Here is a 13,939-nt window from a genome sequence, read left to right as displayed (position 1 = left end):
CGATTGCTGTTCAGGTAGACCAAGTACCGTGTTCGTGTGCGTCTAGGTGTCCTCGATGTCGGCAGCAACACCGTTCACCTACTGGTGGTGGACGCGCACAGGGGTGGTCATCCCATGCCGATGAGCTCGACGAAGGAGTCGTTGCGGCTCTCGGAGAGCATGGACGACGCCGGGCGGATCACCGCCGAGGGGGCGCAGAAACTCGTCGATACGGTGGCCGACCTGGCCAATCTGGCGATCACCTCCGGCTGCGCGGAACTGATGGCGTTCGCCACCTCGGCGGTACGCGAGGCAACCAATTCCGACGAGGTGCTGGCGCGGGTCCGCGCGGAGACCGGCGTGGATCTGCGGGTGCTGGCCGGGGCGGACGAGGCGCGGCTGACCTTCCTCGCGGTCCGCCGCTGGTACGGCTGGAGCGCCGGGCGGATTCTCAATCTCGATATCGGGGGCGGTTCGCTCGAGGTGAGCAGCGGTGTGGACGAGGAACCCGATGTGGCGCTGTCGCTGCAACTGGGAGCCGGCCGGTTGACCCGCAAATGGCTGCCCGAGGACCCGCCGAGCAAACGGCGGGTCGGCATCCTGCGGGATTGGCTGGCGGCCGAACTGGTAGATCCCGCCAAACAATTGCTGGTGCCCGGTAAACCCGATCTGGCGGTGGGCACTTCCAAAACCTTCCGGTCGCTGGCCCGGCTCACCGGTGCCGCACCCTCGGGTGCGGGGCCGCGGGTCCGGCGGACGCTGACCAGTTCGGGGCTGCGGCAACTGATCGCTTTCATCTCCCGGATGACCGCGTCCGACCGCGCGGAACTGGAAGGGGTCAGCGCCGATCGTTCGCAGCAATTGGTGGCCGGTGCCCTCGTCGCCGAGGCCGCAATGCGTGCGCTTTCCCTCGATACGCTGGAAATTTGTCCATGGGCGCTGCGCGAAGGGCTGATTCTGCGCAAACTGGATACCGATATGGATGGTGGACCACTGACAACGAACGCTCCGAACGCGGCGGCCGGTAACGGTTGGGCGCCCGGTGGCAGTACGTCGGCGGGCCCGGTCGAAACGGTGCCTTCATGAGCAGGAACTCCAATCAGCTGTCGGTCGCCGAACTCCTGGCCCGCAACGGTCAGCAGCCGGCCTCCGGCGGTGGCGGACGCAGACGGCGCGGAGGCCGCGGGCTTTCGGTCTCCGAGCTGACCGGCGATCTTCCGGTCGTCGACGGCGGTACCGCGCACGCGGCCGCCGACGAGGACGAGGAGCCGGCCGGTTCGCCCGGGGAGTATCCGCCCGGCGGCACCGGGTACTTGCCGCACGACTATGCGGGCGAACAGGTTTCGGGCGGCGAGCCGAGCCAGTCGCCGATGTCCGGGCCGATCACGGTGTACAACCCGCTGGCCCCGCAGCAGGATGGCGCCCCGCCGGACGGCCGGCCCGCGCGGTTGGGTGAGCCGGACCCGTACCCGGCCGAAGCGGCACCACGGCGCGGTGGCCGGCGCCGGCGCGCCGAACCGGACGACGACGAGCTGTCGGCCGATGCGTACCCGGGCGTTGATCCGGCCGCGCCGAATCAACCTCGGGAGACCGGTCCACCGCTGCCCAGTGGCGGCCGGGCCGCCCGCAGGCGAGCGGCGGAAGCTGCCGAGGCCGCGTCGGTGGCGGAGGATTCGGCGGCCCCTGCACCGGAAGCCCCGGCAGGATACGGACTTCCATCGGCCCCCGGCGGTTTCGGCTCGTTCCCCGCGCCCGCACCGGCCGCGTCACCGGAGTTCGGCCATCCCGATATCGGACCGCCCTGGCCGGGACCGGAGAGCGGGCCCCCGCGCCTGGGTCCGCCGGCACCCGCCACCGAGGCATGGCCGTCGCCCGCATCCGCTGACGATCCGCGGCCCAAGCTCGAACGCCGTCGTCGCGGTTCCCGCCCATTGCCCGAACCCGCCCCGTGGCCGGAACCTCCGCGGCGACCCGACGAGCCGGCGAACGCGGACCACGCGACCGTGGTGTGGTCGCTGGCGGAGCAGAGCAAGGGGGCCGCTTCGGGCCCACTGGATCTCGCTGTTCCGCCGCTGGAGAAGGCAGACCGGCGCCCACGCCGTGGAAGGCGCAACGACCATCCCGGTGCCCCGGCAGCCCCGATCGATCCGGGCTTTCCCGCTCCCGGCCCGCCACCTCCGGATTTTCCGGCCGGCGACGGTTTCCGCAATACCGATATGTATGCCACGGATGTGCACGGGCCGATGCCGCCGGCACCCGGACCGATGCCTCGTGACCACGGCACCGACACCGGCGATTTCGAGCCGGATTCCGATTTCTACGCGATCCCCGAGGACGAGACCGACGACGAGCCCCGTGCGGGGCGGAACCGGATCTCGCGTAGCGGCAGATTCGGTGCGGCGAGCACGAAACTCAGCGCGGCGAGCACAAGGTTCGGTGGGGCGAGCGGCAAACTCGCCGCCGCACGCTCACGGTTGGCCACCGGTGGCCGGGAACGTGACAGCGCGGAAGCGGCGGATCCCCGGAAACAATGGGTCATGTTGGGCGTGCAGAGCGTGGGCGCGGCACTGGCCGGCATGCTGCTGTTCAAAGGCTTCGAAATGCTGTGGGAAATGCAGCCGCTGGCGGCGCTCGCGCTGGCCGTCGTGGTGATCCTCGGTCTCGTGGCCCTGGTGCGGATCCTGCGCCGCACCGACGATATCTTCAGTACCGTGATCGCCGTGGTCGTCGGTGTGTTCGTGACATTGGGGCCGTTGGCATTTCTACTCAGTACCGGCTGAGCGAGGGCGACGATGGCAGGCAATACTCCCGCGGCCCCGCTGCGGGACGGGGGGATAAAGGTCGGTCTGTCGACTGCCTCTGTCTATCCGCAGAACACCGAGGCCGCCTTCCGGTATGCGGCCGAATTGGGCTATGACGGTATCGAATTGATGGTGTGGGCCGAACCGGCCAGTCAGAGCATCGACACCGTGCGCGGCTATTCACGTAAATACTCCGTACCGGTACTTGCGGTGCACGCGCCCTGCCTGCTCATCTCGCAGCGGGTTTGGGGCGCCGACCCGGTGGCCAAACTCGCTCGCAGTGTGCGTACCGCCGAAGCGCTCGGCGCCGACACCGTGGTCGTACATCCACCGTTCCGGTGGCAGCGGCGCTATGCCGAAGGATTCGCCGAACAGGTGGCCGACCTCGAGCAGCAGAGCTCGGTGGCCGTCGCGGTGGAGAACATGTTCCCGATGCGGGCCGACAAGTTGTTCGGCCGCCGGTCCGGCGATATCCGGCGCCTCGAACGCCGCGGTGGTCCCGGTCTGGCACTGACCGCGTTCAGTCCCAGTTACGACCCCACCGATACCGGCTTCCAGCACTACACGCTGGATCTCTCGCATACCGCGACCGCGGGCACCGACCCGCTGCTGCTGGTCGACCGCATGGGCGAAGGCCTGGTGCACCTGCATCTGGCCGACGGCCGCGGGGCCGCGCACGACGAACATCTGATCCCCGGCGAGGGCACACAGCCCTGCGCAGAGGTCTGTGCCGCACTGGTCGGCAACGGTTTCACCGGACACGTCGTTGCCGAGATCAACACCCAGGAAGCTCGCACCACTGCGGCCCGCGCGGCCAAGCTGACCCGCACCCTGGAATTCGCCCGCGAAAAGCTGCGTTGAACTGCGCTCCGACATCTGTCGGGTGCCCGCAGAACCCGCCCCGGTCGGGAGGTGTCGGGTCGCCCGCTCCCGGACACGAAGGCATACGCCTCTCGAAGGTTCCGTCGAAATCACCCGTAGGCTGTTCCCTCAGGAACAGCACCACCGCGGCGCCGAGTCCAGCGAGACCCTCGACGAGTCGAGCCCAGGGCCTCGACCCGGCGGCGCCGCAGCGCCGCGATGAACACAGGAGTATTGATGACGACGGAAACGGAGCCCGGCACCGATATCGACCTGGTGCACACGGAGGCGCCGTTCAGCCGGGTCTGTGCTCTGACCGAACTCGCCGCCGACGAGCCGGGTGCCGGCCGCTACCGCGGCGTCGTCGACGAGATCTGGACGATCGGCCCGAAGGTGCACGGCGGCACGATGGTCGCGGGTTCGGCCGCGGCCGCGACCCGGTGGTTGCGGACCGTGGAACCGGATCGGGCGGCCATGGCGCCGCTGTCGGGTAGTACCGATTTTCTCGGTGCGCCGGAGCCCGGAGAAGTGCTATACGAGGTGTCCATCCGGAAGGTGGGCCGGCAGATCTGTCTGGTGGATGTGACGCTGAACCAGCGGGGGCGGCCGCTGGTTCGTACCGCGTTCACGTTCGGTCATCTCGACGGCCCGGACCGGACACCGCTGTACAGCCCCACTCATACCGATCTGCCGGTCGAACCGAGCGCGGACGCGATCGGTTATGAACCGGGGTCCTCGATGGGCCGGATCGTGCATGTCGCCCGCGGTATGGACGCGTTCCTCGACCGGGAATGGGCGCGGTTCATCGACAACGAGCACGGCGAACCCCGGTTGCGGATGTGGCTACGGCCGCGGCCACAGGACCAGGCCGATCCGGAGACCGCGACCTATATCGCGATGATGGCCGCCGATATGTGCCCGCCGGTACCCACCAATCTGGGCTATTTCGGCTGGTCACCGACCGTGCAGATGACGACCTATCTGCGGCGGCGCCCGGCGCCGGGTTGGTTGCGGATCATTGCCACCACCCACGAGGTGGGCGGGGGTATGTTCGACTCCGACCAGATAGTGGTCGACTCCACCGGCGCGCTGGTCGCGCAGAGCCGCCAGCTGGCGCTGCTGCCCTCCCCGAAGCGGTAACCGGACTCGAGGCCGCTCCGGTGCGTACCTTCCCGCGTGCGGGGCGATCCGCCCGTCGCACGGGGCGACTCTCGCGGTTCGGGGCCCGTTCGCGCGCGCGGAGGCGAGGCATTGGACACTGTCCTCATGACACGTATTGCGGTGATCGGCGGTGGCCGGATCGGTGAGGCCTTGATCGCCGGCTTGCTGGAGGCCGGGCGAGCCGTCAAAGACCTGGTGGTCGTCGAAACCCACGCCGACCGGGCCGAACTGCTGGCGGGAAGATTCGGGGTGCGCGTGACCGACGCGGTCGCCGACGCGGCCGTCGGTGCCGATCTGCTGGTTGTCGCGGTGAAGCCGACCGACGTGGACGCGGTGCTCACCGAACTCGGGAAAGCCGATCTCGGTGGTGAACGCGATCAGATCCTGGTGTCGCTGGCGGCGGGCGTGCCGACGGCCCGGCTGGAGAACAAACTACCGGCGGGCTTCCCTGTGGTCCGGGTCATGCCGAATACCCCGATGCTGGTCGGTGAGGGAATGAGTGTGCTCGCCGCGGGGCGCTATGCCAAACGTGAGCAGTTGGAACTCGTCAGCGAGCTGCTGAGCACCGTGGGGCAGGTCTGTGTGGTGCCCGAATCGCAGATGGACGCGGTGACCGCGGTATCCGGTTCCGGCCCGGCCTACTTCTTCCTCGTCGTGGAGGCGATGGTCGAGGCCGGGGTCGGGCTCGGACTCACCCGGGATATCTCCACCCAGCTGGTCACCCAGACGATGCTCGGTTCGGCGGCCATGCTGGCGGAGTCGGGGCAGAGTGCCGTGGATCTGCGGGCGGCCGTCACCTCGCCGGCGGGAACGACCGCGGCGGCCCTGCGCGAACTGGAGCGGTCGGGTCTGCGTTCGGCCTTCCTGGAGGCGCTGCACGCGGCAAAGCAGCGTTCATCGGAACAGGGTGCGTCCTCCGAATGACCGGACGACCCCCAGCGTATGAACCTGTTTTCTCACTCCCGTCGCAGTAATCCCACTGGTCCCGCTAAGCTTCAAGGAGCACGTGCGTGTCTGTTCCGCCGGTGGGGAAGCCGGCGGCGCGGACGTGCCGGAGGTCAATGGTGCGATGATGTCTTCTAACAAGATGTCCGCTGGTGGCGGCGGTGGTTCGTCGCCAGGACAATCAATACTCGGTGGTGGGACGCAATTTCTCACCGTCGCCGAGGTGGCAGATCTGATGCGAGTATCGAAGATGACGGTGTACCGGCTGGTGCATTCGGGCGAGTTACCGGCAGTACGTGTCGGAAGATCGTTCCGGGTGCACGCGAAGGCGGTGCACGAATATCTGGAGACGTCCTACTTCGATGCCGGGTGAAGGCGGTTACCGGCCCCGCCCGGTGGGCCGGTAACATCAACCCTCGCTGTGTTGGATCGGTGGCGGCTGCCGACCTGCCCTCGGGCGGTCGTGGCCGGCCGCCGCGTCCAGGGCTGAGTGTTCAGCCGCGAGCAACCGGGCGTACGGCCGGATAGTTGACGTAAGCGAGCGCGTGACGCGCCGAGGAGAGAACGCGAGGACACCCTATGGGTTCTGTGATCAAGAAGCGCCGCAAGCGCATGTCGAAGAAGAAGCATCGCAAGCTGCTTCGTCGCACCCGCGTGCAGCGGCGCAAACTCGGCAAGTAAGCGCGAGCGCGCATCGTATCCGGAAAAACCCGCTACCATTCCGGTGGCGGGTTTTTCTTTGCGTTTCGGTGGGCTGAAGTTGGGGTTAGATCCCCGTTAAGGGCGGCGGTGTTCGGGGTCACGGCCGCTAGTCTTGTACGTGGAACAGTGAGCGGGGGATCCGATGCTCGAGGTGGGACGGTCCGGTGCAGGTGGACGCTGACGTGAACGGCAACTACAGGCCCAGGGTGGTGCTGGTGACCGGTGCCAGCCGATACTTCGGCGGGAATGTCGTCACCCGGCTGGCCGCCGATCCCGATATCGAGCGCATTGTCGCAGTCGATGTACTCACCCCTGCCCCGCCGCTACGCCGCCGGATGGGCCGCGCCGAATTCGTGCGCGCCGATATCCGGAACCCGTTGATTCGCAAAGTTATCGAACGTCACGATGTCGATACCGTGGTACATACCGCGATTTTGTCGCAACCGCCGTCCGGGGGCGGCGGACGGGCGGCGATGAAAGATATGAACGTGCTCGGCGCGATGCAGTTGTTCGCGGTCTGCCATAAATCACCGACCGTGCGCCGGGTGGTGTTGCGCTCGAGTTCCGGGGTATACGGCGGCAGTGCCAAGGACCCTGCGAAATTCACCGAAGAAATGAGCGCGCGCACGCCACCGGGCGGCTGGTTCGCCCGCGATATGATCGAGGTCGAAGGTTTCGCGCGTGGCCTGGCCCGGCGGCGGCCGGATATCACCACCATCACCCTGCGCCTCGCCCCGATCATCGGCCCGGGCCTGGGTGGGCGGGCCGCGCAACTGCTGCGTTCGCCGATCACACCGACGGTGCTCGGGCGGGACGCGCGGATGCAGTTCCTGCACGAGGAAGATGCGGTAGCGGCGCTGGTCCATGCCACCGCGGCGGGGCCGGGTGGCATCTATAACGTCGCCGGCGACGGAGCCTTGGCACTTTCTCAGGCGGTACGCCGTGCGGGCCGGGTCGCGATGCCGGTACCGTGGTCGGTGTTCCGCACCGTCGGCCGGACCCTGATGGGCCCGGTGATGCGTGATTTCAGTTCCGAGCAGCTCGATTATTTCCTTTTCGGTTGTGGTCTGGACACGACGCGTATGCGCGCCGAACTCGGGTTCGAGCCGCGCTGGACGACGGTACAGGCGTTCGACGACTTCACCGGGGGCGCAGCGTTGCGGCCCGTAGTCGATCCAGCGTGGATCGACGCCGCAGAAAACAAACTGCTCGGCCTGCTGAGGGCCGGTACGGGAGCACATACATGAACGACGTCGCCAAAGTTATCCGGTTACAAGATCTTTCCGCCGAACCACGGCCGCGGCCGCCCGCGCGGGACTGGGCCGGGTCCGCCGACCGGTCGGTGACCTCACTGATCGACCGGCTGACACCGCCCACTCCGCCGCCGCCGCGGTCGTTCGGAGATCTGCTGCGCGACGCCGTCGGCAAACAGATCGGGCGTACCGCCGAGTTCGCCCGTCGCCGGCTCACCGGCGACTACCAGATCGACGAGTTCGGCTTCGACGAGCATCTGCTCGAATCTGTGCTGCTACCCGCGCTGCGCCCGCTCGCCGAGAACTGGTTCCGGGTCCAGGTCAACGGTATGGAGAACATTCCGGAGGCCGGTGGCGCGCTGCTCGTGGCCAACCACGCCGGCACCGTCCCGCTCGACGGACTGATGCTGCAACTCGCGGTCCACGACCACCATCCCAAACAGCGGGCGCTGCGCCTGCTGGCGGCCGATCTGGTCTTCGAGATGCCGATGGTCGGTTCGCTCGCCCGCAAGGCCGGGCACACCCTGGCCTGCCGCCCGGACGCCGAACGCCTGCTGCGGTCCGGCGAGATCACCGGGGTGTTCCCGGAAGGGTTCAAAGGTGTCGGTAAGCAGTACGCCGATCGCTACAAGCTCCAGCGCTTCGGCCGGGGCGGCTTCGTGGCCGCCGCCGTGCGCACGGGTACGCCGATCATCCCGTGCTCCATCGTCGGATCGGAGGAGATCTATCCGAAACTCGCCGATATCAAACCGCTCGCGCGGCTGCTGGGCCTGCCGTATTTCCCCGTGACCCCGACCTTCCCGCATCTCGGTCCCTTGGGTGCCGTCCCGCTGCCCTCCAAGTGGTACATCGAATTCGGCGAGCCCATCAGCACCGCCGAATACGAAACCGAGGACGCCGACGACCCGATGCTCATGTTCGAGGTCACCGACCAGGTCCGCGAAACCATCCAGCAGACCCTCTACAAACTGCTCATCAAACGCCGCAACACATTCATGGGCTGAATTTTCGGCGGCGGGCTACTACCGCCGCCGACGGGTTACGGCGGCGGCAACGGCACCGCCGGCGGCCCCGAGGGCGAGAGCGGTGGGGACACCGATTTTCGCGGCTTTGCGACCCGTGCGGAAATCGCGGATCTCCCAGCCGCGGGCCTTGGCGACCTCGCGCAGGTCGGAATCGGGGTTGATGGCGACCGCGGTGCCGGTGAGCGACAGCATGGGCACATCGTTGTGGCTGTCCGAGTAGGCCGTACAGCGTTTGAGGTTGAGACCTTCGCGGATGGCGAGCGCGCGCACGGCATGCGCCTTACCGAGACCGTGCAGGATATCGCCGACCAGGCGGCCGGTGAATTTCCCGTCGACACTTTCGGCGACTGTGCCGAGGGCGCCGGTCAAGCCGAGTCGTTTGGCGATCACCTGGGCGAGTTCGACCGGGGTCGCGGTGACCAGCCAGACCTGCTGGCCCGCGTCCAGATGCATCTGTGCCAGGGCGCGGGTGCCGGGCCAGATCTTGTCGGCGATGATCTCGTCGTAGATTTCTTCGCCCAGCGCCGCGAGTTCGGCGGTGGAGCGGCCGGCGATGAATTCCAGTGCTTTCTCTTTACCGGTGGCCATATCGGTGCTGTTCTCTTTGCCGGTGACCCGGAACTTCACCTGCTTCCACGCGATATCCGCCAGATCGGCGCTGCGGAAATATTTGCGCGCCGCCAGGCCGCGAGCGAAATGCACGATCGAGGCGCCCTGCACCATCGTGTTGTCGACGTCGAAGAATGCCGCGGCGGTGAGGTCGCGGGGGACCTCGGGGATGCCGATATCACCGGCGCCGGCCCGTTCGGCGTCCTGTAGCGCCAGGGCGGCGTCGGCGCTGGCCTCACCGGCGACATTGGCGCGGACCTCCTCCTCGCTGGGTCCGAACGGGCTGCGCGAGATACGCGCGAGTTGCTCGGTGAGGCCCTGTCCGAGCGGCCCCAGATTCCAGCGCACCGGAAGTTCTCCGAACCGGCCCGCGATGAACCCGGTTTTCCCCACCTTCGATCGTTCCGGCACCAGTACCTCCGCCTGTTCGCGCGAATCACGTCCACACTAACCGGACGCGGGCCCCCGGACGCACCGCAGTGGCGCGAACGGCCGCGCCGGGCGGGTTGAATGGCGGTTATGACCAACCCGAGGACTCATGAGGTGACACTGCTGACCCGCGCCGGCTGCGCGCTGTGCGACCGGGCGCTGGATCAGCTGCGAACCGTATGCGCGGAATTCGGTCTCACCCCCGGTGTGGTGGACGTCGATGTCGCCGCCGGTACCGACCCCGCACTGCGCGCGGAATACGGTGACCGGCTCCCCGTTGTCCTGCTCGACGGCCGGGAACACAGCTATTTCGACGTGGACGAGACACGTTTACGCAGCGACCTCGGTCGTTGACGCCGTGCGAATTGTGGGCGCAGATCGTACAAGGCTCGGCCGCGACACAAAATGAGGCGAATTTCACCGACTTTGTGCATGGGTTCACAAGCAGTTACGGTGGTGGCACGCGAACCGCAGGCCGGGGCGAGTATCCGGCCGCCGGTAGCAGGTGAATCAACCCGATATCCGACCCCAGGCGCATCAATCATGGCCGAGGTCGCCGACCATCCCGGGCCGTCTGGCGGTCCGGACGAGGAGCCGAGGACGTGAGTGAGCACCATGAGACGCGCGGCGTCTCCGGCGATGCTCCCAACGTCACCACTCGAACACCGCAGAAGGACATTCCCCAGGCTACGGTGGCCCGGCTCGCCACCTATCTCCGGGTGCTCGCCCTGTTGACCGATGACGGTGTCGCCATCGTATCCAGTGAGGAACTGGCTGTCGCGGCGGGTGTCAATTCGGCCAAACTTCGTAAGGATCTGTCGTTCCTGGGTCCGAACGGGGTGCGCGGGGTCGGCTACGACGTGGCCAGATTGCGGGCCCGGATCGAAGATGTTCTGGGCCTGTCCGGTGGTCATCGGGTGGTGCTGGTCGGTGCGGGCAATCTGGGTCGTGCGCTGGTCGGTTATCGCGGTTTCCGGCGGCGGGGCTTCTCCGTGGTCGGCATCTTCGACAACGATCCCGAGGTGATCGGCCTGGATGTCGAGGGGTTGCGGGTGCGCGACGCCGCCGACCTGGCCGGCGAGATCGCCGTGCTGCGTCCCACCATCGCGGTGATCGCGGTGCCCGACGACAGTGCCCAGCAGGTGTGTGACGAGCTGGTGGCGGCCGGGATGCAGTCCATCCTGAGCTTCGCGCTGTGCCAGCTGACCGCCCCACCGGGGGTCGAGTTGCGGCGGGTGGATCTCGCCGTGGAAATGCAGATGCTCTCGTTCGAACGGGTGCGCAATGCCGACCCCGAAGAGCCCACCGAGAGCTCGACCACCGCGGATGTGGCGGAGACCGCCACCGGTCCGGCGAATGAATCCGGTGCCGCCGGCGTTGTATCGAACAGTGCCGTACCGGCCGCTCATCCGTTGACCGGTTCCGGCCGGATCGCCCGCCGGGTGCCCGCGCACCCGACGCCGGGCACCGCCGGACTGTCCCATTGCGCGGCGCAGGCCGCCCAGACGACCTCGCATACGGCAACGGAGCCAACCAGCAAGGGATCGGTGGTCACACCATGAGCGTTCTTCTCGTCGGGATCTCCCATCGCAGCGCACCCGTTGCGATGCTGGAGAAGGTGGCGATCACCGATGCCGATCGGCCCAAACTGATCGACCGCATGCTGGCCTCGAGCCATATCTCCGAAGCGATGATCGTTTCGACTTGCAACCGGGTGGAGATCTACGCGGTCGTCGATGCTTTCCACGGTGGTCTCGCCGATGTCGGTGAACTGTTGACCGCGCATTCCGGATTGCCGATGCCCGAACTCACCCGCCACGCGTATGTCCGCTACAGCGAGGCCGCCGCGGAACATCTGTTCGCGGTGGCCAGCGGGCTGGATTCCATGGTCGTCGGCGAACAGCAGGTCCTCAGCCAGATCCGCAGTGCCTACACCACCGCCGACGCCCAGCAGGCCATCGGGCGTACCCTGCACGAGCTGTCGCAACAGGCGTTGCGGGTCGGTAAGCGGGTGCATTCGGAAACCGGGATCGACCGGGCCGGTGCCTCGGTGGTATCGGTGGCGCTGGACCGTGCGGCCACCGTGCTCGGCCCGCTCGCCGGCCGGACGGCGGCGGTGGTCGGCGCCGGCGCGATGGGCGGTCTGTCGGTGGCGCATCTGTCCCGCGCCGGAATCGACGAGATCCTGGTGGTCAACCGCACCATCGAGCGGGCCGAACGCCTGGCCGCGACCGCCGAATCACACGGGGTGAAGGCACGCGCCTACGAACTGTCCCGGCTGGGCGAGGCGCTGGTGTCGGCCGATGTGGTGATCACCTGCACGGGCGCGGTGGGCTCGGTGGTGACCCTGGCCGATGCGCACAACGCGCTCTCACACCGCGAACGCCGCACCGGCCGGCCGCTGGTGTTCTGCGACCTCGGGCTACCCCGCGATGTGGATCACGCGGTGGCCGGGTTGCCCGGTGTCACCGTGATCGATATCGAGACCCTCCAGCGCGACCCGGCTGCGGGTGCGGCGGCCGACGATACCGCCGCGGCCCGGGCCATCGTCGCCGACGAACTCGCCAAATACCTGGCCGGGCAGCGGATGGCCGAGGTCACCCCAACCGTCGCCGCGCTGCGGCAGCGGGCCGCGGAAGTGGTGGAGGCCGAATTGCTCCGGTTGGATTCCCGCCTGCCCGGACTCGCCGATCCCGCCCGCGACGAAGTGGCCCGCACGGTACGCCGGGTGGTGGACAAATTGCTGCACGCGCCGACGGTCCGGGTCAAGCAGCTGGCCACCACGCCGGGCGGCGACAGCTATGCCGAGGCCCTGCGTGAGCTGTTCGAACTGAAACCGGGAGCGGCCCAGGCCGTGGCGGCGCCCATGGAGATCAGCCGCGCCGAACACAACGGCGCGGGCTGGATGGGCCTGGACGGCGATGTGGCCCTGGCCGACGATTTCACCCCCGGCAGCCACGACGACGAACAGGAGCGGTCGACATGACAGTCCTGCACGGCGAAGGCGCCCCGGCCGCGGGCCCGGCCGCCGGTGGCCGACCGGTGTTCCGGATCGGTACCCGCGCCAGCCTGCTCGCCCGCACCCAGGCCGGTGATGTGCGCGACGCACTCATCGCCGCCGGGCACCCGGCGGAACTGGTGTTGATCGAAACACCGGGTGATCTGTCCACCGGGCCGGTCGAGGATATCGGTGTCGGGGTTTTCACCAGCGCACTGCGCGCTGAACTGGCCGCCGGAAATATCGATATCGCGGTCCATTCGTACAAAGATCTGCCCACCGCCGCCGACGAACGATTCGTACTCGCCGCGGTGCCGCCCCGGCAGGATCCGCGCGACGCGCTGGTCGCCCGGGACGGCATGGTGCTCGGTGAACTTCCGCCGGGTGCGGTGGTCGGGACCTCCGCGCCGCGCCGGATCGCCCAATTGCGCGCCCTGGGCCTGGGTCTGGACATCCAGCCGTTGCGCGGCAACCTGGACACCCGGCTGGGCAAGGTCGCCGGGGGTGAGCTGGACGCGGTGGTTGTCGCCCGCGCCGGACTCGCCCGGATCGGCCGGCTGGACGCCGTCACCGAAGCGCTGGACCCGGTGCAGATGCTGCCCGCGCCCGCCCAGGGTGCGCTGGCCGTCGAATGCCGGACCGCGGATACCGAACTGATCGAGCTGCTGGCCGCGCTCGACGATCACGGCAGCAGAACCGCCGTGACCGCCGAACGTGCCCTGCTCGCCGAACTCGAGGCGGGCTGCACGGCGCCCGTCGGAGCGATTGCCGAAATCGTCGAATCGTTGGATGACGACGGACGCATCGTCGAGGAACTGTCACTGCGCGGCTGCGCCGCCGCGGTCGACGGTTCCGATGTGATAAGGGCCTCGACGGTGGGAGCACCGGCGCAGGCCGCGGAACTCGGCCGCGCACTGGCCCGCGAATTACTGGAGCTGGGTGCACGCGAGCTACTCGCCGCCGACCCCGGCACCGCGGATTCACCCACCGCGCCGGCCGGGAACAACACCACCCCGGTGGGAACGAGCACCGCCGCAGCGGATTCGAGCGCTGCCGCCCCGGAATCGGGCGGTACTGCCGCAGCGAAATCAGGCGGCACCGCCGCAGTGAAATCGAGCGGCACCGCCGCAGCGGGAACGAGCACCGCCACGGACTTCACCGAACCCAGTCCAATGG

At 68.1% G+C, this 13,939-nt stretch carries 13 protein-coding genes and 1 pseudogene; 13 read left to right on the top strand and 1 reads right to left on the bottom strand.

What is annotated here, in order from left to right; translation table 11 throughout:
- Window positions 1-36 precede the first annotated feature (36 nt).
- From QH195_RS25330 to QH195_RS25290, 9 genes are all read left to right on the top strand, one after another.
- Window positions 37-1,065 (top strand): Ppx/GppA phosphatase family protein, encoded by a 1,029-nt coding sequence (locus QH195_RS25330; RefSeq protein WP_280437266.1) that lies wholly within the window; start codon window positions 37-39, stop codon window positions 1,063-1,065.
- Complete coding sequence (locus tag QH195_RS25325) at window positions 1,062-2,759, top strand: hypothetical protein (protein WP_280437265.1); 1,698 nt, start codon at window positions 1,062-1,064, stop codon at window positions 2,757-2,759. The genes QH195_RS25330 and QH195_RS25325 overlap by 4 nt, the downstream gene beginning before the upstream one ends.
- A 12-nt stretch (window positions 2,760-2,771) precedes the next feature.
- Window positions 2,772-3,641: a sugar phosphate isomerase/epimerase family protein gene (locus QH195_RS25320; RefSeq protein WP_280421491.1), complete on the top strand. Its 870-nt coding sequence runs from the start codon at window positions 2,772-2,774 to the stop codon at window positions 3,639-3,641.
- A gap of 237 nt (window positions 3,642-3,878) precedes the next feature.
- On the top strand, window positions 3,879-4,781 hold the full coding sequence (locus tag QH195_RS25315) for a thioesterase family protein (RefSeq protein ID WP_280421492.1): 903 nt from the start codon (window positions 3,879-3,881) through the stop codon (window positions 4,779-4,781).
- A gap of 126 nt (window positions 4,782-4,907) precedes the next feature.
- Complete coding sequence (proC, locus tag QH195_RS25310) at window positions 4,908-5,726, top strand: pyrroline-5-carboxylate reductase (protein ID WP_280421493.1); 819 nt, start codon at window positions 4,908-4,910, stop codon at window positions 5,724-5,726.
- A gap of 163 nt (window positions 5,727-5,889) precedes the next feature.
- Window positions 5,890-6,120 carry a helix-turn-helix domain-containing protein gene (locus QH195_RS25305; protein WP_086007797.1) on the top strand — a complete coding sequence of 77 codons (231 nt, stop codon included), beginning with the start codon at window positions 5,890-5,892 and terminating at the stop codon, window positions 6,118-6,120.
- A 206-nt stretch (window positions 6,121-6,326) separates the two neighbouring features.
- Window positions 6,327-6,428, top strand: coding sequence for a 30S ribosomal protein bS22 (locus QH195_RS25300; RefSeq protein WP_003402602.1), 102 nt, complete (start codon window positions 6,327-6,329; stop codon window positions 6,426-6,428).
- A 185-nt stretch (window positions 6,429-6,613) separates the two neighbouring features.
- Window positions 6,614-7,696, top strand: a complete 1,083-nt coding sequence (locus QH195_RS25295) for an NAD-dependent epimerase/dehydratase family protein (protein WP_280437264.1) — start codon at window positions 6,614-6,616, stop codon at window positions 7,694-7,696.
- Window positions 7,693-8,706, top strand: a complete 1,014-nt coding sequence (locus QH195_RS25290; RefSeq protein ID WP_280421495.1) for a lysophospholipid acyltransferase family protein — start codon at window positions 7,693-7,695, stop codon at window positions 8,704-8,706. Before QH195_RS25295 ends, QH195_RS25290 begins: the two co-directional genes overlap by 4 nt.
- Before the next feature lie 18 nt (window positions 8,707-8,724).
- On the opposite strand, the gene QH195_RS25285 is transcribed toward QH195_RS25290, so the two are convergent.
- Window positions 8,725-9,672, bottom strand: a complete 948-nt coding sequence (locus QH195_RS25285; protein ID WP_280421504.1) for an HAD family hydrolase — start codon at window positions 9,670-9,672, stop codon at window positions 8,725-8,727.
- A gap of 183 nt (window positions 9,673-9,855) precedes the next feature.
- Here QH195_RS25285 and QH195_RS25280 point away from each other — a divergent pair, with 183 nt between their 5' ends.
- The 4 genes and pseudogenes from QH195_RS25280 to hemC form a co-directional block, all read left to right on the top strand.
- Window positions 9,856-10,119, top strand: a complete 264-nt coding sequence (locus QH195_RS25280; RefSeq protein WP_280421496.1) for a glutaredoxin family protein — start codon at window positions 9,856-9,858, stop codon at window positions 10,117-10,119.
- Window positions 10,120-10,367: 248 nt separating this feature from the next.
- Window positions 10,368-11,327: a redox-sensing transcriptional repressor Rex gene (locus QH195_RS25275; RefSeq protein ID WP_280437263.1), complete on the top strand. Its 960-nt coding sequence runs from the start codon at window positions 10,368-10,370 to the stop codon at window positions 11,325-11,327.
- On the top strand, window positions 11,324-12,751 hold the full coding sequence (locus QH195_RS25270; protein ID WP_280421497.1) for a glutamyl-tRNA reductase: 1,428 nt from the start codon (window positions 11,324-11,326) through the stop codon (window positions 12,749-12,751). The genes QH195_RS25275 and QH195_RS25270 overlap by 4 nt, the downstream gene beginning before the upstream one ends.
- Window positions 12,748-13,743 (top strand): annotated as a pseudogene (gene hemC, locus QH195_RS25265) (hydroxymethylbilane synthase); the annotation flags it as partial. The gene QH195_RS25270 and the pseudogene hemC, both read left to right, overlap by 4 nt.
- Window positions 13,744-13,939: the final 196 nt, after the last annotated feature.

Source organism: Nocardia carnea, assembly GCF_029868855.1.
Classification (GTDB): Bacteria; Actinomycetota; Actinomycetes; order Mycobacteriales; family Mycobacteriaceae; genus Nocardia; species Nocardia carnea_A.
This window is presented reverse-complemented; position numbering and strand designations above follow the sequence as displayed.

What these genes read in the sequence shown, in the direction of transcription:
- QH195_RS25315 (WP_280421492.1), top strand. Translation starts at nt 3,879, where the DNA reads ATGACGACGGAAACGGAGCCCGGCACCGATATCGACCTGGTGCACACG.
- QH195_RS25270 (WP_280421497.1), top strand. Translation starts at nt 11,324, where the DNA reads ATGAGCGTTCTTCTCGTCGGGATCTCCCATCGCAGCGCACCCGTTGCG.
- QH195_RS25290 (WP_280421495.1), top strand. Translation starts at nt 7,693, where the DNA reads ATGAACGACGTCGCCAAAGTTATCCGGTTACAAGATCTTTCCGCCGAA.
- QH195_RS25305 (WP_086007797.1), top strand. Translation starts at nt 5,890, where the DNA reads ATGTCCGCTGGTGGCGGCGGTGGTTCGTCGCCAGGACAATCAATACTC.
- QH195_RS25325 (WP_280437265.1), top strand. Translation starts at nt 1,062, where the DNA reads ATGAGCAGGAACTCCAATCAGCTGTCGGTCGCCGAACTCCTGGCCCGC.
- QH195_RS25320 (WP_280421491.1), top strand. Translation starts at nt 2,772, where the DNA reads ATGGCAGGCAATACTCCCGCGGCCCCGCTGCGGGACGGGGGGATAAAG.
- QH195_RS25300 (WP_003402602.1), top strand. Translation starts at nt 6,327, where the DNA reads ATGGGTTCTGTGATCAAGAAGCGCCGCAAGCGCATGTCGAAGAAGAAG.
- QH195_RS25280 (WP_280421496.1), top strand. Translation starts at nt 9,856, where the DNA reads ATGACCAACCCGAGGACTCATGAGGTGACACTGCTGACCCGCGCCGGC.
- proC (WP_280421493.1), top strand. Translation starts at nt 4,908, where the DNA reads ATGACACGTATTGCGGTGATCGGCGGTGGCCGGATCGGTGAGGCCTTG.